This window comes from Geomonas paludis (assembly GCF_014193585.1).
GTDB classification, from domain to species: Bacteria; Desulfobacterota; Desulfuromonadia; order Geobacterales; family Geobacteraceae; genus Geomonas; species Geomonas paludis.
Window position 1 is genome coordinate 38,483 of record NZ_BLXY01000003.1, and the last position, 19,035, is coordinate 57,517.

General features: G+C 61.2%; 17 protein-coding genes and 3 tRNA genes. All 20 read right to left on the reverse strand.

Annotated elements, in window-relative coordinates; all coding sequences use genetic code 11:
* Positions 1–54: 54 nt before the first annotated feature.
* The 20 genes from H7687_RS10130 to H7687_RS10225 all read right to left on the reverse strand — a co-directional run bounded on the left by H7687_RS10130 (position 55) and on the right by H7687_RS10225 (position 19,007).
* Positions 55–2,562, reverse strand: a complete 2,508-nt coding sequence (locus H7687_RS10130; protein WP_246404775.1) for an SPFH domain-containing protein — start codon at positions 2,560–2,562, stop codon at positions 55–57.
* A 587-nt stretch (positions 2,563–3,149) separates the two neighbouring features.
* Positions 3,150–3,226 (reverse strand) — tRNA-Met (locus H7687_RS10135).
* A gap of 158 nt (positions 3,227–3,384) precedes the next feature.
* Complete coding sequence (gene bamJ, locus H7687_RS10140) at positions 3,385–4,047, reverse strand: BamJ family beta-barrel-assembly machinery protein (protein WP_183346959.1); 663 nt, start codon at positions 4,045–4,047, stop codon at positions 3,385–3,387.
* A gap of 147 nt (positions 4,048–4,194) precedes the next feature.
* Positions 4,195–4,794 carry a Ros/MucR family transcriptional regulator gene (locus H7687_RS10145; RefSeq protein ID WP_183346960.1) on the reverse strand — a complete coding sequence of 200 codons (600 nt, stop codon included), beginning with the start codon at positions 4,792–4,794 and terminating at the stop codon, positions 4,195–4,197.
* 246 nt (positions 4,795–5,040) lie between these two features.
* On the reverse strand, positions 5,041–6,021 hold the full coding sequence (gene glk, locus H7687_RS10150; RefSeq protein WP_183346961.1) for a glucokinase: 981 nt from the start codon (positions 6,019–6,021) through the stop codon (positions 5,041–5,043).
* Positions 6,022–6,229: 208 nt separating this feature from the next.
* Positions 6,230–6,811, reverse strand: coding sequence for a PqiC family protein (locus H7687_RS10155; protein ID WP_183346962.1), 582 nt, complete (start codon positions 6,809–6,811; stop codon positions 6,230–6,232).
* A 2-nt stretch (positions 6,812–6,813) separates the two neighbouring features.
* On the reverse strand, positions 6,814–8,493 hold the full coding sequence (locus H7687_RS10160) for a PqiB family protein (RefSeq protein WP_183346963.1): 1,680 nt from the start codon (positions 8,491–8,493) through the stop codon (positions 6,814–6,816).
* Entirely contained in the window at positions 8,486–9,124 is a 639-nt protein-coding gene (locus H7687_RS10165) for a paraquat-inducible protein A (protein WP_183346964.1), read from the reverse strand. The genes H7687_RS10160 and H7687_RS10165 overlap by 8 nt, the downstream gene beginning before the upstream one ends.
* Positions 9,121–9,753: a paraquat-inducible protein A gene (locus H7687_RS10170; protein WP_183346965.1), complete on the reverse strand. Its 633-nt coding sequence runs from the start codon at positions 9,751–9,753 to the stop codon at positions 9,121–9,123. Before H7687_RS10170 ends, H7687_RS10165 begins: the two co-directional genes overlap by 4 nt.
* 183 nt (positions 9,754–9,936) lie before the next feature.
* Positions 9,937–10,013 (reverse strand) — tRNA-Pro (locus H7687_RS10175).
* A gap of 14 nt (positions 10,014–10,027) precedes the next feature.
* Positions 10,028–10,366 carry a MerR family transcriptional regulator gene (locus tag H7687_RS10180; RefSeq protein WP_183346966.1) on the reverse strand — a complete coding sequence of 113 codons (339 nt, stop codon included), beginning with the start codon at positions 10,364–10,366 and terminating at the stop codon, positions 10,028–10,030.
* A 2-nt stretch (positions 10,367–10,368) separates the two neighbouring features.
* Positions 10,369–10,647, reverse strand: a complete 279-nt coding sequence (locus tag H7687_RS10185; RefSeq protein ID WP_183346967.1) for an integration host factor subunit alpha — start codon at positions 10,645–10,647, stop codon at positions 10,369–10,371.
* An 86-nt stretch (positions 10,648–10,733) separates the two neighbouring features.
* Entirely contained in the window at positions 10,734–13,139 is a 2,406-nt protein-coding gene (gene pheT / locus H7687_RS10190) for a phenylalanine--tRNA ligase subunit beta (protein WP_183346968.1), read from the reverse strand.
* A 159-nt stretch (positions 13,140–13,298) separates the two neighbouring features.
* Positions 13,299–14,315: a phenylalanine--tRNA ligase subunit alpha gene (gene pheS / locus H7687_RS10195; protein ID WP_183346969.1), complete on the reverse strand. Its 1,017-nt coding sequence runs from the start codon at positions 14,313–14,315 to the stop codon at positions 13,299–13,301.
* A gap of 76 nt (positions 14,316–14,391) precedes the next feature.
* Positions 14,392–14,745 carry a 50S ribosomal protein L20 gene (rplT, locus tag H7687_RS10200; protein WP_015720525.1) on the reverse strand — a complete coding sequence of 118 codons (354 nt, stop codon included), beginning with the start codon at positions 14,743–14,745 and terminating at the stop codon, positions 14,392–14,394.
* A gap of 235 nt (positions 14,746–14,980) precedes the next feature.
* Complete coding sequence (gene rpmI, locus H7687_RS10205) at positions 14,981–15,178, reverse strand: 50S ribosomal protein L35 (RefSeq protein WP_129128247.1); 198 nt, start codon at positions 15,176–15,178, stop codon at positions 14,981–14,983.
* Positions 15,179–15,206: 28 nt separating this feature from the next.
* On the reverse strand, positions 15,207–15,725 hold the full coding sequence (infC, locus tag H7687_RS10210) for a translation initiation factor IF-3 (RefSeq protein WP_183347648.1): 519 nt from the start codon (positions 15,723–15,725) through the stop codon (positions 15,207–15,209).
* An 11-nt stretch (positions 15,726–15,736) separates the two neighbouring features.
* Complete coding sequence (gene thrS / locus H7687_RS10215; protein WP_183346970.1) at positions 15,737–17,647, reverse strand: threonine--tRNA ligase; 1,911 nt, start codon at positions 17,645–17,647, stop codon at positions 15,737–15,739.
* A gap of 95 nt (positions 17,648–17,742) precedes the next feature.
* Positions 17,743–17,817, reverse strand: a tRNA-Val gene (locus H7687_RS10220).
* A 104-nt stretch (positions 17,818–17,921) separates the two neighbouring features.
* Positions 17,922–19,007 carry a glycosyltransferase family 9 protein gene (locus H7687_RS10225; protein ID WP_183346971.1) on the reverse strand — a complete coding sequence of 362 codons (1,086 nt, stop codon included), beginning with the start codon at positions 19,005–19,007 and terminating at the stop codon, positions 17,922–17,924.
* Positions 19,008–19,035: the final 28 nt, after the last annotated feature.

Sequence of the window (19,035 nt, forward strand, 5' to 3'; positions counted from 1 at the left end):
GAACACTCTACATCTTATAGGTGTCCTGCCTACACTCTAGCTCATTCTAGTCTCTTACGTCTTCGGCAACGCCGCCTGCTTGTTCACCAACGCTGTGAGGTCGACACCGGGCAAGAGCCGGCTCAACTGGCCCATCAGGCCGTCGCCTGCATTGCCACCGCCGGTGACGAGGACGTCGGGGACGATCTTGATCTTGCCTTCCTGGATGGCGGCCGCGATCAACTCGACGATCTTGATCTGCTTGATGGCTTCTTCACCGATGGCTTCCTGCTGCTTGTTGTAGGCTTGCGCGGTGGCTTCGCCGATGGCGGCAATCTTGGAGGCTTCGCCATCGCCGATCGCCTTCAACCGCTTCCCTTCACCTGCCCCTTCCAGCGCCTTGGACTCGGCGTTACCTTCCGCGAGCGTAATCATCTCGGCTTTCTTCTGGGTCGCCACCTTCACAGCGATCTCGGAGGCGACAAGGGTGGGCTGCTGGTCGGCGGTGGCGCGCATCTTCTCCATCTCGGTTCGCTCCGCCTGGCTCTTCTGCTCCATCTTGTACATCTCCTGCTGCTGCTCGGCGATGATCCTCTTGGTCTGGGTCTGCATCAGGTCCTCGGGGAGCTTTATCTGGCAGATCAGTACGGAGACGCACTCGACGTGATACTTCTCCAGGTCGATCCGGGCGCGGGATTCGGCCTTGGCCTGCTCCTCTGAACGGCTCTGCAGGAAGTTCATGGCCGAAGCGGTGGAAGCCTGGTTGCGGAAGGAGGAGTCGATCATCGGATGGATGACGTGCTGGATCAAGTTGTCGATGGAGCCGACCTTGGCCACCATGTACGGCGCCTGGTCGGGACGGACGCGGATGACTACCTTGACGGATACCTGGATCGGGAAACCGTCCTTGGAAATGACGGTCAACTGGTCGAAGCGGGTGTCTTCCTGGTCGTCCCAGTCGATGGTGATGTTGGTGGTGTCGATGATGTAGGCCATGAAGGCGCGACGGTTGAGATAGTAACGTCCCGGGCCGGCCACTTCTTCCTGGATGCCGCGGAACCCCTTGGGGACGACGTACTTCTCCTTCCCCTCTTCTTCCGAGGCGCCGGTCTGTGAGGATCCGAGGCGTTTCTTCATTTCTTCGGTCGGGTCTTCCCCGACGTTGGAAACGATGACGCCGACCTGCCCGCGCTCGACAACGGCCACGTCGTCGATGGCGACGCTGAACATGAGCGGGTTGATGTAATAGGTCCCCGGGCGCAACACGTCGAGCTGCGGGCCGCGCTGTCCATACTTCAACAGGAATGCCGAGCCGTCCTGATAATCGTTATGGCCGGTGATGGGCGAGGCGACATACTCCCGCTCCGGCAACGGAATGCCGTCGAGTGCGGTGACGAGACCGATCTTGTTCGCCTCGACCACGGCGGCCGACGCGACCTGGATGTTGAACAGGTTCAGGTTGATGCGGTAGGTACCCGGGAGCAGCACGTCGATCTGCGGACCCTTCTGGCCACCGTTCTTGAGGAAGGCTTCGCCATTCTCGAAGTTCGAATGCCCTGGCACGCTCTGGGCCAACAGGCGCCCCATGGGAATGGGAGCGCCATCCTGGGCGGTGACCATGCCCACCTCCCCTTTCTGGATGATCACGGCCTCGGCCTTGGTCACCTTGAAAAGGTTCGGGTGGATACGGTACACGCCCGGCGGCAGGATCTCGGTTTGGGGTCCCTTCTGGCCGCCGTTCATGATGAAGTCCTGGCCGGATTGGAAGGAGTTGTGTCCCGAGACCACGGTGGCGAAGATGCGCCCGGCCGGGATGGCGGAACCGTCGGCCGATTCGACCAGGCCGATCTCGCCGTCGCCGATCTTGGTCGCCGAGCTCTTGGTCACCTTGAAGAGGTACGGGTTGATGCGGTAGTTGCCGGGAGGGATGATCTCGATCTGCGGGCCTTTCTGGCCGCCGTTGTTGATGAAGGCCTCGCCGTTCTGGTACGAGGCATGCCCTTCCACCGCCTGGGCGAAGATCCGTCCCTCAGGGATGGCGACGCCGTCCACGGACTCGACGATGCCGATTTCGAAATCCTTGATCTCTGTTACGTTGCCCTTGGTCAGCTTGAAGAGATAGGGGTTGATGCGGTATTTGCCCGGAGGAAGTATCTCGATCTGCGGCCCCTTTTGGCCGCCGTTTCGGATGAAGGCTTCGCCGTCCTGGAACGAGTTGTGGCCTGGTACGACGGCGGCGAAAATGCGCCCGGACGGGATGGAGGTGCCGTCCACGGATTCGATGAGGCCGATCTCGTTCTCGAGGATCTCGGTGAAAACGCTCTTGGTCGCCTTGTAGATGAAGGGGATGAGGAAGTGCAGTCCCGGGCCGAGGGTGCGGGCCTGGATGCCGACCTCGTTGCCAAGGGCCACGACGCGTCCCTGCGGCATCTTGCTGCCGAACCAGCGCCGCTCGATGAGGGCGATCTCGTTGCCGCCGACGATGACGATGGAGTTCCAGAGCAGAATTACGACTGCGGCGAAGGCTAGAAGGTAGAGGTAGTGGTTACCAATCCAGATGAAGAGATTTGCGGGGTCGGACATGGTGCCTCCTGGTGGATGTACTGCGGTCGTTGAGACGGCGGTTGCGGTAAAGGCGCAGCGATAAGCGTGCGCCCATTAAAAAAGCCGCCAGTGCGGGTAGGTTGCACTGGCGGCTCCAAAATAGGATGGGTTTCCTCTTCCTGGTGTCATGCTGACCTCTTAGAAGATTCGGGATGGACTTCGTTTATACCCTCTTTGGCCCGGGGGCGTCAATGAGAATGGGTGAAGATAGGGAAATTCCTGATCTTTGGATTTGATTCTGCGGTGGGCGTGAAGATGAAAGGCAAATCCCCCCTGTCCCCTCTTTCACAAGGGGGGAACGATATGCCTCCGGCTTCGCAATGGGGAACGATATGGCAGCCGGCTTCTACGGCAAAAGGGACTGGCTCCGTTAGGTGCCTGCCCCTTTAGAGGAACGCTTCTTTCTGCTCAGCCACCTTTCCAAAACACTAAGGGGACAGGCACCTGGCGGAGCCAGTCCCCCGGCCACATTTCCAAAACACTAAGGGGACAGGCACCTGGCGGAGCCAGTCCCCTGCTGCAAAGCAAAAGAGCCTTCCGGAATTAACCGGAAGGCTCTTTTTGTATGGTGGCGGTGCAGGGACTTGAACCCCGGACAACACGGATATGAGCCGTGTGCTCTAACCAGCTGAGCTACACCGCCAAGCTCTTTATTGTAATAATGTCAAATACCTACTGCTGTCTCAGCGACTCTTTTGCGCCGCGTCAAGAGACACCCTTTATATTCTAGAGTGCCTTCTTTGTCAATAAAAAACTCTGCTAAAAGTTTTTCATCTGTCGCGGCGTAAAGAACAAAGCAAGCTACTTCACGATATCGAGCAATTCGACCTCGAATACCAGTGTCGCGTTGGCGGGGATGAGCCCGGAGCCGCGCTCGCCGTAGGCCAGATCAGGAGGGCAGATGAGCTGGGCCTTGCCGCCCACCTTCATCTTCTGCAGCCCTTCGGTCCAGCACTTGATTACCTGGTTCAGCCCGAACTCGACGGGACGGCCGGAGGTGTAGGAACTGTCGAATTCCTTGCCGTCGACGAGGGTACCGCGATAGTTGACCTTCACCTTGTCGGTGGCAGTCGGGCTGGCGCCGGTCCCTTCCTTCAGAGACTTGTAGAGGAGGCCGGAGGGGGTCTTGACGGCATCCTTCTCCTTGGCGGCCTTTTCGACGAACTCCTTGGTTTTCGCTGCCAGTTTCTCACCCTGCGCGTTGCGGCGCGAAAGGGCCAGGTTCTGGATCTTCGCCTTGTACGGCTCCACGTCGAAGTTCGGGGTCTTGCTTTCGACGCCGTCCTTTACCCCCTTCAGCACCTGGTCGATCTCGTCTTTCGACATGTCGAAGACAGCAAGCTGACGGGCCATGACCTGCCCGATGGCGTAGAAGGTTTTCTGCTCGTCTGCTTTCTTCTCATCGGCGCCATAGGCCGGTAAAGCAAAAAGCGCTACCAATGCAACAATCAAAAGTCTGCTCATAGTTCAGTAATCCTCCTGTAGTGTTTTTTACGAAGGTACAACTATACCAGTTATTGCACGGTGTGCATTCAACAGCTGTCCGGGAGAACCAAACGAAAAACAGCACCCCGGCTGGAGGTGCTGTTTTTGATACAGGTGCGGGTCGCCTTACTTCTTGGCCTTGGGAGCGGCTGCCTTGGGAGCAGCCTTCGGTGCCTTGGCAGCCTTGGGCGCTTTGGCGGCCTTGGCAGCTGCAGGTGCCTTCGCCGTCGTATTGGCCGGCGCCTTGGCCGGTTTTGCGGCCTTGGCGGCCTTGGCAGGCTTGGCGACGCCCTCTTTCTTGGCCTCGATGTTGGCCATGCGGACCTCGCGGGCCTTGGCAAGGTTGTCGGCGAGGCCGCGATCCTGGGCCATCTTGCGACGCGCCTCGGAGTAGCTTTTGGCAGAGAGGGCCTGCTTGCTGGAGATGCCGTACTGTTTCTTGTAGGCCCCCGGTTTCATCTGGTGGGCTGTGCTCAGGTGGCGGGCCAGGGTCTTGAAGCCCCCCTTGCCACAAATGAGGCACACCACCTCATTCTTCTTGAACGCCTCCTTGACTGAAACTGAAGGACGTGTCTCTTCTACTCCTTCGATCGCCTGGCCGGCTTCGAGGTTTTTCAGTGCTGCGTGTACTTTGGCTATTTCTGCAAGAAGCTCGTCCGAAGTCATCGGCGTGCTGGAGGCGTGCGATGAGACGAGTTGTGCCGCTATTTCTACCAATGTCGCCATTAATCATCCTCCTCGGTGATATGATTGAGTGATTAATAGCAGAGCCAAAAATATTGTCAATAATAAAATACAAATAATGTTCAGCTTAACTGCGGAATTTCTGGAATAAGGATCATTGAAAGCAAGCAAAGAACGACTATCGAGGGCCTGATGCCTTTAGTTACGATCTGAAAGGTAGCGGAAGTAAACAATGCAAGACGGGATGTAGCAGAAGAATCTTGTGCGAAGATAACCGCAGCAAAAAGATCAACGGGCGTAAAACGCTGCCCGACCGGCACCAAGAAGAGCGGTATCCTCGTTGAGAATGACGTGCACCGGGATCGACTGTACCAGCGGGCTCAGCCTTCCCTTGGCGGTAAAGGCGACCATGAAGGTGGCGCCCTTGAGCAGATCCAGTATCTTCGGGGCGATGCCGCCCCCAAGGTAGACCCCGCCGGTGGCGAGGAACCTGAGCGCCGCGTTGCCTGCCTCGGCGCCGTACACGCCGATGAACAGGTCCACCGCCTTGATGCACATGGGGCAACTTCCTTTCAGGGCGGCACGGGTGATAACCGCAGGGGGATCCTGGTTACCTATTGCTTCGGCGATAGCGGGCTGCTCGTCGAAGTAGCGCCGGTCGCGCAGGAAGCGGTAGATGTCGTGCAGGCCGGGGCCGGACAGGACGCGCTCGTAACTTACCCGTCCGTGCTTGCCCTGCAGGTACAGCAGCAGCTCGGCTTCCAGGTCGTTGCGGGCGGCGAAATCGGCGTGCCCCGCTTCGGAAGGGAGCGGACGGTGGGTGTCGCCGTCCCAGTAGGCCAGCGACTCGCCCAGCCCGGTCCCGGCGGAAACGACGGCGATGGTGCCGTCGGGTTTAGGGGTGCCGGGGTTGAGGGTGAAGAGATCGTCCTGTTTCAGCGCAGCGATGCCGTAGGTGTTCGCTTCCAGGTCGTTGATCAGATGGACATCGGAGAGCCCCAAAGTTCCGGCGAGATCGGCGCTGTCGATGGTCCAGGGAAGATTGGGGGTGTGGACGCGCCCCCCGATGACGGGACCGGCGATGCCGAGGCAGGCCCGCTCGGCGGCGATGCCGTGCTGCTGGGAAAAGTGGCGCAGTATCTCGGCGAGGCTGCCGTGCGCCGTGCTTTTGTACTGCGCCTGGGACAACACGGTGAGTCCGGCGGCGTCCGCCTCGAAATAGGCCAGCCGCGTCGAAGTTCCACCCACGTCTCCTGCCAGGACCAGCATACTGCCTCCTTCCGGCTCAGTGCCGGCAACGTCTCAGCATAAGGGGGGACTGGCTCCGCAGGTGCCTGTCCCCTTTTCACACTCCCCCCTGCAGGCATAAGGGGACAGGCACCTGGCGGAGCCAGTCCCCTCCCCCCCGCCCTCACCCGCCCTGCGGGCACCCTCTCCCGGAGGGAGAGGGAACAAGATTGAAGGGACAAAGTGGAAATCAGTGGGGAGCGGTTAAGGTCTTGGCGATCTGTGCGCTCAAACCGGCCAGGGCACGGCTGAAGGCGGCGGCAACGGCCTCGTAATCGGAACCGTTGACCTTCTCCCGGATCTCGGCCCGCCCTTCCCTTCTTGCATTACCCGGGCCGCGCACCACCCACCCCGCCTCCACGGTGACGCTCTCGCCGGGCACGGTTTCCAGGCGCACGATATCCACCAGCACGCGGTACTGCGCCGCTGCGGCGGAGACCTGGTCGTAGGCGAAGACGCGGCTCGAGCCGAGCAGCGGCCCGAGATCCTGGGCCAAAAGGTGCGGCAGCTCGTTTTTCAAGGGCTCGGCCCAGCGGTGCGATTCCAGCACGGCGACGCGGTTGGGCGCCTGCCGCACCACCAGTTGCGGCCGGTTGACCAGTTCGGGGATGGTGACCGGGCCGACGGCGACGGCGCTGGAGAAATTGTGCTGCACGGCGCCTGCTGCGGTCAGCGGGGTAAGGGTGTAAAAGGTGACGCGCGGCGACCTGCTGCAGGCGGAGGCAAGCAGCAAGGCGGCGATGATGGCCAGGGCGACTGTTGTCCTGCGCATGGTTACTTTTCCTCCTTTTTGCCGCGTATCAGCGCTTCGGGGTGCTGTTCGAGGTAATCCCCGAGCACGCGCAGCGACTGGGCCGCACGGGACACCTCGCGCATGGTGTCGCGCAGGTCGACCTGCACCGGCGCGTCGGCGGAGAGGACCTGGCTGGCCCCGCCCAGGGTCCCCCTGGCCTCGGTCAGGGTCTTCCTGACGTCCTCCAGCGTGGTCCTGGCGTCGGTCAGCACCGATTTGGCCTCGGGCACCAGGGAGCGGTCCATGTTCTTCAGCAGCTGGTCCGCGCTCTTCAACGTGTCGTCCAGGGAGCGCATGGTGCGCCCGGCGTCGCCGGCCAGTTTTTCCAGCGGCAGCTTCTCGATCTTCTGGACGATCTCGGTCAGGTTCTTCTGCAGCTTTTCCATGGAACCGGGTACGGTCGGGAAGCGCGGAGGCGCTGCGTTCCAGTCGATCTTGGCGGGACGCGCGCCGGGGACGAAATCGAGGGCGACGTAGAGCTGACCGGTCAAGAGGCTGCCGCTCTTGATCTGGGCCCGGAAGCCGCGCGCCACCAGGTCGTCGAGGAGGTTCCGGGTTTCCCCGCCGCCGGTCAGCGGAAGCATACCATCCTTGCCCTGACGCAGGTGGGCGAGCAGGTGCTCCGGATAGAAATCGATCAGCACCGAGACCGAGAAGTCGGAGCGGGAGCGATCGAGGGTCACGTCGATGCTGCTCACCTCGCCCACGGTGACCCCGCGCAGGTCGACCGGCGCACCGACCGCCAGTCCCCGCACCGACTCCCGGAACAGGAGCGCAAACTTCTGGGAGACCACCGAGTTCTTCAGGGCCTCGTCGTGGGTGTCGTAGAGGGTGTAGGCGGTATTGGCAGGCGCCGGCTGCGCTTCGGGTGCGTTGGGACGCTGTTCGAAGGAGATGCCGCCCAGAAGAACGGCCAGCATCGATTCCGTGTTCAGCTTCACCCCGCCCGGGGAGACAGTGAGGTCGACGCCGCTGGCGTGCCAGAAGAAGGTGTTGGGGGTGACGAAGCGGTCGTAGGGGGAGCGGATGAAGACCCGGACCGAGACCCCCTTGCCATCGCTGTCGAGGTCGGTGGAGATGACCTGCCCCACCTGCATGCGCCTGAAGAAGACCGGGGATCCGGTGTAGAGTGAGCCGACGTCGTCGCTGTGCAGCACGAACTGCCGCCCCGGGACTTCCATGGAAACGGCCGGCGGGGACTCGAGCCCCACGAACTGGTCGCGCGGCTCGGTGGAGGCACCCGCCTCGACGCCGATGTAGGAGCCGCCCAGAAGCGTGGTCAAACCGGTGACGTTGCCGCCGGAAATGCGGGCACGCACCACCCAGAAGCGGGTGTCCTTGACCATGAGCCCCTTGGCGTCCTTGGAGACCTCGGCGGTGACCACGACGTGGGAGCGGTCGTTGGAGATGGCGATCGATTTCACCTCGCCGATCATGACGTCCTTGTACCTCAGCTTGGTCTTGCCCGCTTCCAGCCCCTCGCCGGTCTTGAAGGAGATGGTGATGGTCTCGCCGCGGTCGAACCAGGCCTTGGCGGCGATGGATAGCCCGATGATGGCGGCCACGATGGGGATGATCCAGACCAGCTGGACCGAAAAGCGGCGCCTGGGCTCGCTGACGGCATCCGGTACGTCCTGCATCTCGTCTTGTCTGTCAGTCATGAAACTCCTCTTTCTGCAGCGGGTCCCAGATCAGGCGCGGGTCGAACTCCATGGTGGCGAACATGGTGAGCACCACCACCGCACCGAAGGCCACCGCGGCGGGCCCGGCCTTCACCGTGGCCATGGAACCAAGTTGCACCAGCGCGGCCAGCAGGGTTACCACGTAGATATCGAGCATGGACCAGCGCCCCACCGCCTCCACCAGCCGGTACAGCCGGGTGCGCTGGCGCGGGTTCCAGGTCGAGCGCCGCTGCACGGAAATGAGCAGCAGGGTGAGCGAAAACAGTTTCAGCAGCGGAATGGCGACGCTCGCTATGAACACGATGACCGCGATCATCCAGGAGCCCGTCTTCCACAGGTGCACCACGCCGCTGACGATGGTGTCCTTGCGGTAGCTGATCAGGGAGCCGGTCTCCATCATCACCAGGGCGTTGGCCGGGATGTAGAGGATGTACGAGGCGATCACCAGCGCCCAGCAGCGCTGTACGCTCCCCGGCTTGCGGAAATGGAGCCTGGCGCCGCAGCGCGGGCAGTGGGCTACCTGCGCCCCTTGGGCGCGGCGCGACACGAATTGGCAGACGTGGCAGGAGCACAGCCCCCGCGCCGCCGCGATGGGAACCGGCGAGGTCACGGCTCGCCCTGCCCTTGCCAGGCGGCATCCAGCTGCGCCCAGACGTCGCGGGCGTTGAACGATGCCGCCGCGGCGGCCAGCAGCAGGGTTAAAACAGCGAAGGACCAAAGCGCCATGCCGGGGATGACCCGGAAGTTGTTGGTCAGCTTCACCAGCGAGACCAGCACCCCCAGCATGAGCACCTCCACCATGCACCAGGGCTCGATGAACTGCAGCACGCGCATGAACAGCGGGTAGCTCGGCGGCACCTTGCCCAGCTTGAGCGGCAAGAGGAGATAGGTGAGCGAGAGGAGCTCTACCGCGGGGGCGACCATAGCGGTCAGGAACACCAGCAGCGAGATGGTCCTCATCTCCTGGTCCCACAGGGACAGGACGGCCTCGAACAGAGTGATGGCGCTGCGGTCCCCCTGCACCTCGATGCTGAAGATGGGGAACACGTTGGCGCCGAGGAAAACCATGGCCGCGGCCAGGGTATAGGCGAGGGTACGATCGACGCTGTCGGTGGCGTTGCGGTACAAGACGGCGCCGCAGCGCGGACAACTGGCATAGCAGCCGGGATTCAACTGTATGTCGCGCTGCAACAGGTCACAGTCGTGGCAGGCGATGAGTTGTGCGGTTCGATCGGGCATCAGGAGGAGAGCCCCCTATGTTTAAGGGATTGGGTTAAAGGGGACAGGCACCTGGCGGAGCCAGTCCCCCTCAGTCTCAAAGGGGACAGGTGCCTGGCGGAGCCAGTCCCCCAAAAGATACCACATTTGCAGGCTGAAAACTGAATCAGCCGCTCAGGAAGTATCCCAAGCGGCTGATTGAAATGGTCGGTGCGACTGGATTCGAACCAGCGACCACTAGACCCCCAGTCTAGTGCGCTACCAGGCTGCGCTACGCACCGATTAAACCTGATAATTACAACTGATCCCTCAAACTGGTCAGTTCCAGCTTCACGTCGTGAAGAAGCGCTGCGAGCGCCTCGCCGGAAAGGTCGGTTTTTCGGTACTTTTTCTTCCCTTCCAGACGCTGCCTCGCTCCCTCGATGGTGAGCTTTTCAACGTAGAGAAGTTCTTTAATCTTTGCGACCAGCTCCACATCCTGCCTGGTATAGAGCCTTTGGCCGCTGCTGCTCTTCTTTGGTGCCAGCGAGGAAAACTCGGTCTCCCAGAAGCGCAACACCGAGGTGGGGAGTCCCGTCGCTGCGGAAACCTCGCCGATCCTCAGGTAATGCTTGTCCGGGATCCCGGTAATCATCGTTATTGGCTGTTGATCGCGCTCTTGAGAACCTGGCTCGGCTTGAAGGTGAGGATCTTACGCGCTACGATGGTGATCTCCTCGCCGGTCTGCGGGTTCCTGCCACGACGATCGGACTTCTCTTTCACTACGAAGTTGCCGAAGCCGGCAATCTTGATTTTGTCGCCTTCTTCAAGAGTGGACTTAATCAGGTCGAAGACCGTCTCAACGAGTTCGGCGGATTCTTTCTTGGAGAAACCGACCTTCTCATAAATTTTTTCTACGATGTCCGCTTTGGTCATAATCCCCTCAACAGGTGAAGCATTTCAGTGTGTTCTCAACAGCGGCTTAATCTAATACCATAGCGTTTTCGATTTCGCAACCGTTTTTATCTGAACGAAACATTTAATTTTTTCTGCAGTGCATCGATTACCCTCTGGTGCAGACGGGTGACTTCGTCGTCGGTCAGGGTCCTTTCCTTGGAACCGTAGCGCACGCGAATAGCGACACTCTTTTCATGAGACGCGATGTTACCGCCCATGTACAGGTCGAAGATTTCCACCCCTTCCAGTTCGGGCGCCTTGACGCCGTTGACGCAGGAAATCACGTCGGCAACCGGCAGTTCCCTGGGGAGCAGCATGGCGATGTCCCGGAAGGTGGAGGGGAAACGGGACGGCACCTGGGCCGCACCCTGCTTCTTGCGGCAGGCAAGGAGCGCCTCGAAGTTCAGTTCGAGGTAGTACAGGGGGGTCGCGATGCCGTAATTCTCCTGTACGGTCGGGTGCAACTCGCCCAGCGAGCCCAGCACTTTCCTGCCGCTGAGGATGCGGCAGGCCTTGCCGGGATGGTAGTACGGGTCGAGTTCCTCGGTGCTGAAGTTCACGCCGCCGACGTTCAGCTCGGAGAGCAGGTTCTCGGCGATCCCTTTCACGTCGAAGAAGTCGATCTCGTCCTTGCCCTGGTTCCACCCTTCCGGGTCGCGCCTGCCGGTGAGAAGCGCGGAAACGTAGAGCGGCTCCTGCGGCAGATCCTCCCCTTCCACCGGAAGGTAGATGCGACGCATCTCGAAGATGCGCAGGTTGAGGGTGCGGAAGCTGATGTTCTTCACCGCCGTGTCCAAAAGCCCCGGGAGCATGGTGGTGCGCATCACCGAGAGCTCGTCGGAGATCGGGTTCAGGAGCACCATGCCGTTGCTGCGCAGGTCCTCCCCGGGCAGCAGGATCTTCTCGCAGGAGGACGGGGCCACGAAGCTGTAGTTGATCACCTCGTTGAGCCCGTGGGCGACCAGGAGGTCTTTGACCCTGGCGGCGAGCCTCTGGGCGTCGGAGGGGAGATCGGAGAAGACGGAGGCCTGCGGCAGGGTCGCCGGCACCTTGTCGAAACCGTTCAGGCGCACCACTTCCTCGACCAGGTCGATCTCGCGCTCCAGGTCGACCCTGAACAGCGGCACCTTGACCTGGAATACGCCCGGAGCTGTCTGGGCCACGTCGAACTCGAGGCGGCGGAAGATGTCCTCGACCTCGTCGGCGGAAAGCTCGAGGCCGGAAACGGCGTTGATGCGGGACAGACGCGCGCTGATCACCCGCGGCTCGACCGGCGCCGGGTAGACGTCAATGACGCCCTTGGCCACCTTGCCGCCGGAAAGCTCGGCGATCAACTGCGCGGCACGGTCCAGGGCGCGGGTAAGTCCGGCGATGTCGGCGCCGCGCTCGAAGCGGTGCGAGGACTCGGTGTGGATGCCCAGGCGCTTGGAGGTCTTGCGGATCGCGGAGGGATTGAAGTAGGCGCTCTCCAGGAGCACCTCGGTGGTTCCCTCCCCTATCTCGGAGTTGCCGCCACCCATGATGCCGGCCAGTGCCACGGCCTTTTCCCCGTCGCGGATGGTGAGATCGGTGGCGGTGAGCTCGCGCTCCTGCCCGTCCAGGGTGCCGAACTTCTCGCCATCGCCCGCCGCGGCGACCACGATCTTGCCGCCGGCGAGGAGTTTGAAGTCGAAGGCGTGCAGCGGGTGCCCGTACTCGAGCAGCACGTAGTTGGTCACGTCGACGATGTTGTTGATGGCGCGGATGCCGGCGGCCATGAGCCGGTTGGCGAGCCAGGCGGGGGAATCCGCCAGGGTGCAGCCGGTGATGTGGCGCGCGGTGTAGCGCGGGCAAAGCTCGGGGGCGAGGATCTCGACGCTGGCGATGTCAGCGATGGGAGCGCCGGTCTCGTTCACCTCCAGGCCCGGGTAGTGCACCTTCTTGCCCAGCTTGGCGGCGACCTCGCGGGCGATACCCACCACGCTCAGGCAGTCGGCGCGGTTGGGGGTGAGACCGATCTCGAAGATGACGTCCTTGGTGCCCAGCGCGTCGAAGAGCGGCGTGCCGACCTGGAACTCCTCGGGGAGGATCATGATGCCGGAGGACTCGGTGGAGAGGGCCAGTTCCTTCTCCGAGCAGAGCATGCCGCAGGACTCTTCACCGCGGATCTTGGAGCGCTTGATTTTGAAGTCGCCGGGAAGCGTCGCGCCGATCTGGGCCAGGGCGACCTTGTCGCCGGCCTTGAAGTTCTGCGCGCCGCAGACCACGTCGAGGATCTCCTTGCCGTTGTCCACCTTGCACAGGGAGAGCTTGTCGGCGTTGGGGTGCTGGTTCTTCTCCACCACCTGGGCCACCACCACGTCGTCCATGCCGCCGCCCACTTCTTCCATGCGCTCCACCTCGAGGCCGAGCATGGTGAGCAGGTGGGAGAGCTCCGCGGGGGGGAGGTCGCAGTCGACGAATTCCTTGAGCCAGTTGTAGGTAACTATCATGTCTTTGCCATCCATTTGAGAGTCAAAGGCTTCGCACACGGATTCAACGGATATCTTACGGAAAACTTCAGATCAAACGAAACGTTGTATGTAAAGCTTGATCCGTCTCTATCCGTGGCGTTTTAGGCTGTATCCGTGTGCGAGCTTTAGACTTTGATTTTAGAACTGCTTCAGGAACCTGAGATCGTTCTCGAAGAGCAGCCGCATGTCGGCGATGCCGTACTTCAACATCGCTATCCTCTCGATCCCCATACCGAAGGCGAACCCGGTGTACTGCTCGGAGTCGTAACCGACGTGGCGGTAGACCTCGGGATCGACCATGCCGGAACCCAGGATCTCGAGCCAGCCGGTTTCCTTGCAGACCCGGCACCCCTTGCCGCGGCAGATGACGCAGGCAATGTCGACCTCGGCGGAGGGCTCGGTGAAGGGGAAGAAGGAAGGACGCAGCCTGACGCCGATGTCCTTGCCGAAGAGCTGGCTGATGAACAGGGTCAGGATCCCCTTCAGGTCGGCGAAGGTGATCCCCTTGTCGACCATGAGCCCCTCGATCTGGTGGAACATGGGCGAGTGGGTGGCGTCGGAATCGCAGCGGTACACGGTGCCGGGGGCGATGATGCGCACCGGCGGCGGCTGCTTCAGCATGGTGCGGATCTGCACCGGCGAGGTGTGGGTACGAAGCAGCACGCTCTCGCCGAAGTAGAAGGTGTCCTGCATGTCGCGCGCGGGGTGATCCTTGGGGAGGTTCAGCGCCTCGAAGTTGTAGAAGTCGAGCTCGACCTCGGGACCTTCGGCGACGGCGAAACCGAGCGCTGCGAAGATGGAGCAGATCTCCTCGGTCACCAGGGTGATCGGGTGCTTGGAGCCCAGCGGGCGTTTGCGCCCCGGCAGCGTCACATCGATCTTCTCGGCGGCGAGGCGCTGCGCCTTGACGGCGGCGCGGATCTCGGCGCCGCGGGCGTCGAGTGTCTCCTCGAGCTTCGCCTTGACGGTGTTCACCACCTGGCCCACCAGGGGACGCTCCTCGGGAGAGAGGGCGCCCAGCCCTTTCATGACGCCGGTGACGGCGCCCTTCTTGCCCAGGTACTTGACCCGCAGCTCCTGCAGCCCCTCTTCCGTGGAGGCCTGGGCAAGCTCGGCAAGTGCCTCTTGTAAAAGTGCTTCCAGTTGTTCCTTCATTGCAATCGCCCTATTGCGGATAAAAAAAAGAAATGGGACATCGCTATCCCATTTCTTTTTATGCCCGCGGTATGTATTAAAATTTTGCTTTGGCTGCTGCCGCGATAGCTGCGAAACCCTTGGGATCGGAAACGGCCAGGTCGGCCATCACTTTCCTGTCGATCTCTACGTTGGCGAGCTTGAGACCGTGGATCAGCTTGCTGTAGGAGAGGCCGTTGATCCTTGCCGCAGCGTTGATCCTGGTGATCCAGAGAGCCCTGAAGTCCCTCTTTTTCACCCTTCTGTCCCTGAACGCGTAGTTCAGTGCGCGATCCACCGCTTCGGTGGCGCTCCTGAACAATTTGCTCCTTGCGCCGCGGTAACCCTTGGCAAGCTTCAATACCTTGTTTCTTCTCTGTCTCGCTTTAAAACCGCGCTTTACTCTTGGCATACGAACTCCTTCTGGTTTTTAAATTAGCCGGATCCGCAAGGGGAGACGTTTCCTCACGGTTCTCGGACTTCGGCAAACCGGGGCTGGGGGCTGGGGCTGGCAGAATCACAGCTTGCCGGCACCGCTGCAGCACGCACCCTGGTCATAAGTTTTTATGTCTCCGGTTCCAGTTCCCGGTTTCCAGGTTTTACCAGCCCCTAGTCACCAGACCCTAGTCCCTGCTTTTCAACCCTGCTTACTTGTAGGGGATGAGGCAGCAGATGTTCTTGTGGTCGGAAGCTGCGACGATACCGCTCTTGCGGAGGTTGCGCTTGGTCTTCCTGGTCTTGGAGGTCAGGATGTGGCTGGTGAAGGCGTGAGCCATCTTGATTTTGCCTGTGCCGGTCTTGCTGAAACGCTTGGCGGCGCCCCTATGGGTCTTCATTTTAGGCATTGTTTTACTACTCCTTTGTTGGTGGTGTTTATTTTTTTACTTTCGGGGCGACGATCATGAACATGCTGCGCCCTTCCATCTTCTGCCGAACCTCAACTATGCCGATATCGGCCAGCTCGGCAGCAACTTTTTCCAATGCGGCCATGCCGAGTTCCTGGTGCGTGATTTCGCGCCCGCGGAAAACGACGGTGATCTTCGCTTTGTTCCCTTCTTCGAGGAAGCGGCGTACGTGCTTCACCTTGAATTCGAGGTCGTGCGTGTCGGTCTTGGGACGAAGCTTAACCTCTTTGAGCTCGACCTGTACCTGTTTCTTCTTCGCCTCGGCCTGCTTCTTGGCCTGCTGGTATTTGAACTTGCCGTAATCCATGATACGGCAGACAGGGGGGACGGCTGTCGGCGAAACCTCTACCAGATCCAGTTGCTGGCTCTCAGCCAACGCCAGAGCCTCGCGAAGCGGAAGAATACCAAGCTGCTCACTTTCGGCACCTACTACCCTCACCTCTTTGGCCCTGATTGTCTGATTGATGTTGACTGTAGGTTTAGCTATGACGCCACCTCCTATTTGTAGGTTTTAACTTCGTTTTCTATGAACGCGATGAACTGTTCGGGGGTCATCGCATCGAGGTTCTTTCCGTCGCGGAAGCGCGGAGCCAGCAGGCCGCCTTCGACCTCCTTGTCACCCACCACCAGCATGTACGGTATCTTCTGCAGCTGCGCCTCGCGGATCTTGAAGCCCAGCTTCTCGTTTCTGAAATCTTTCTGTACCCTGACGCCCGCCGCGCGCAGCTTGTCGAAGGCAGCCTGTGCGTAAGGGATCTGGTTGTCGGTAACCGTGAGAACGGTCGCCTGAACCGGCGCCAGCCAAGTCGGGAAGTTTCCGGCGAAGTGCTCGATGAGGACACCGATGAAGCGCTCGATGGCGCCCAGGATGACCCTGTGCACCATGACGGGGCGCTTTTTCTCACCGTCCGCGTCCACGTAGGTGAGGTCGAAACGCTCCGGGAGGGTAAAATCGCACTGGATAGTAGCACATTGCCATCTTCTGTCAAGTGCGTCGCGCAGCTTGATGTCTATCTTGGGGCCGTAGAAGGCGCCGTCGCCTTCGTTGATCTCGTAGGGGCGGCCGGAGTCCTTGAGCGCGTTCAAGAGGGCGCTGGTGGCAAGCTCCCAGGCGTCGTCGGAGCCGATCGACTTCTCGGGACGAGTGGAAAGCTCCATCTCGAACTCGAAGCCGAAGATCCCCATCACCTCGGTGACGAACTGGATGACGCCCTTGATCTCGGCGTCGAGCTGGTCCGGGGTGCACAGGATGTGCGCGTCGTCCTGGGTGAAGCCGCGCACGCGCAACAGGCCGTGCAGAACACCTGCCCGCTCGTGGCGGTGCACCGTGCCCAACTCGAAGTAGCGCAGCGGCAGGTCGCGGTAGGAACGGAGCTGCGAGCGGTAGATCATCATGTGGGCCAGACAGTTCATCGGCTTGACGCCGTAGCCCTGCTCGTCCACCGTGGTGAAGTACATGTTCTCGCGGTAGTTCTCGTAGTGGCCGGAACGCTGCCAGAGCTCGGTCTTCAGGATCTGCGGACCAAGCACGATGTCGTAGCCGCGCTTCAAGTGCTCTTTACGCTCGAAGTCCTCGAGGATGGTGCGCAGCATGGCCCCTTTCGGGTGCCAGATCACCAGGCCCGCGCCGACCTCGTCGTTGAAGGAGAAGAGATCGAGCTCCTTGCCGAGCTTCCTGTGGTCGCGCTTCTTGGCTTCCTCGATGCGCTCCAGGTACGCGTCCAGCTCCTTCTTGTCGGCGAAGGCGGTGCCGTAGACGCGCTGCAGCATGGCGCGCTTCTCGTCGCCGCGCCAATAGGCGCCGGCGATGGAGGTGAGCTTGAACGCCTTGCAGTAGGAGGTCTTGGGGAGGTGCGGACCGCGGCAGAGGTCGGCGAAGTCGCCCTGGGTGTACAGGGAGACATGGTCGGCGCCCAGGTCCTCGATCAGCTCGACCTTGTAGTCCTCGCCCATCTTCTTGAACAGCTCGATGGCCTCGGCGCTGGAGAGCTCGGAACGCTCGATCTTGAGATCAGCCTTGGCCAGCTCGCGCATCTTGGCCTCGATCTTCTCGAGGTCTTCCGGGGTGAAAGGATGATCGACGTCGAAGTCGTAGTAGAAACCGGTTTCGATGGCGGGGCCGATGGTCACCTTGGCCTGCGGGAACAGCGCCTTGACCGCCTGCGCCATGAGGTGCGAGGTGGAGTGCCTGATGATCTCGAGGGCCTCGGGGCTCTTCTCGGTGATGATCTCCACCTTGGCGCCGTCGGCGAGCTTGGTGTTGAGATCGACCAGGTTGCCGTCGATTTTGCCGGCGATGGCAGCCTTGGCGAGACCCGCTCCGATGGAAGCGGCCAGATCGAAGATGGAGGAGCCTGCAGGCAAGGGCCTTTGGGAACCGTCCGGAAGCGTGACCTTAATCTCGTTCATGCAAGACCCCTTTTTTGAAAAACTGGTGGCAAAACAGAAAGAGGCATCGAAACTCGATGCCTCCGTCGAACCTCGTACTGAAGGTCTCTTTTGATTGGTAGGCGCGGGCGGTTTCGAACCGCCGACCCCTAGCGTGTCGAGCTAGTGCTCTACCCCTGAGCTACGCGCCTGTTTTTGTTGCTGCTTCGTGGAACTCGGACTTTGTACCAATTTGCCATTTCAAAGTCAAGGCTTTTATTTCAGCCAAATGAATTTTTCTCATTGGAGAAATCGCCTAGCCGTCGAACAGCTCCGTAAGCAGCTGAAGTAGCGTCTTTGACACCTGGACCGGATCGGCGTCGATGCAGCCACCTTCGTGCGTGCAGGGCGGGATGGTGCCCCACTTGGCGCAGGAAGCACAGGGAAGCGTCGAGGCGAAAACGCGATGGCGCTCCCCTTTGGGAGCCCACTTGGCGGGGTCGCTCGGCCCGAACAGAGAAACCGTTGCCGTCCCTACCCCGGCCGCTATGTGCAGCAAACCGGAATCGCCGGTAACGAGAGCCATGGCTGCCTCGATAATCGCCGCGCTCTCGGCCAAAGTGGTCACCCCTGCCAGGTTGACGCCTCCGGTGGCACGGCAAATGGCGTCGGCAACATCTTCGTCCGCTTTACCGCCGAGTACCACCACGGCGCAGCCGGCAAGCACCAGGGAGGCAGCCAACTGCCGGAATTTCACGCCCCCCCACTCTTTGCGCGGCACGCTGGCGCCGGGGAAGATGGCGACGAAGGGACGCCCCCCCAGTCGAGCCAGCAGTTGTGTGGCGCGCTCCCGCGCTGCGGCCGGCAGTTCCAGGAACGGGACGGCGAGGTCGGCCGGCGCCTCGATGCCCAGGGGGGCCAGCAGCCGGAGGAAGGAAAAGGGTTCGTACTCTTTCAGATCGTAGGGAACGGCATCGCTGAAGAGGCGCTTGCGCTCGTTGGTGGCGAAGCCGATGGAGCGGCCTGCGCGCACCAGGCGGGCCACCAGCGCGGAAAGCCGGTACCACTGTTCGGTGTCAATGACCAGGTCGTAGCGGTTCTTAAGGACCGCGCGCAACTCGCCCGGCTCGTCGTAGCGGTGCACGGCGTGGAGCCCGGGACAGAAATCGAAGGCGGCGGCGTTTCTGTGCTCGGCGAGGACGTCGATGCGGCACGCAGGGTAGGCGGCCTGCAGCGCGCGCAATGCGGGGATGAGAAGAATTGCGTCGCCGATGCCGCCGGGGCGGATGATGAGGGCTGAAGCGGGCGCCGTGGCCGTCGCCGGCTTGTTCCGGCGCGGGAGGAGCCGGACCAGGAGCGGGCCGGCAAGTGAGTCGAAGCGTTTCAGATGGTTTGCCTGCAAGACAAGCTCCCTTGGAAAAGAATTCGCT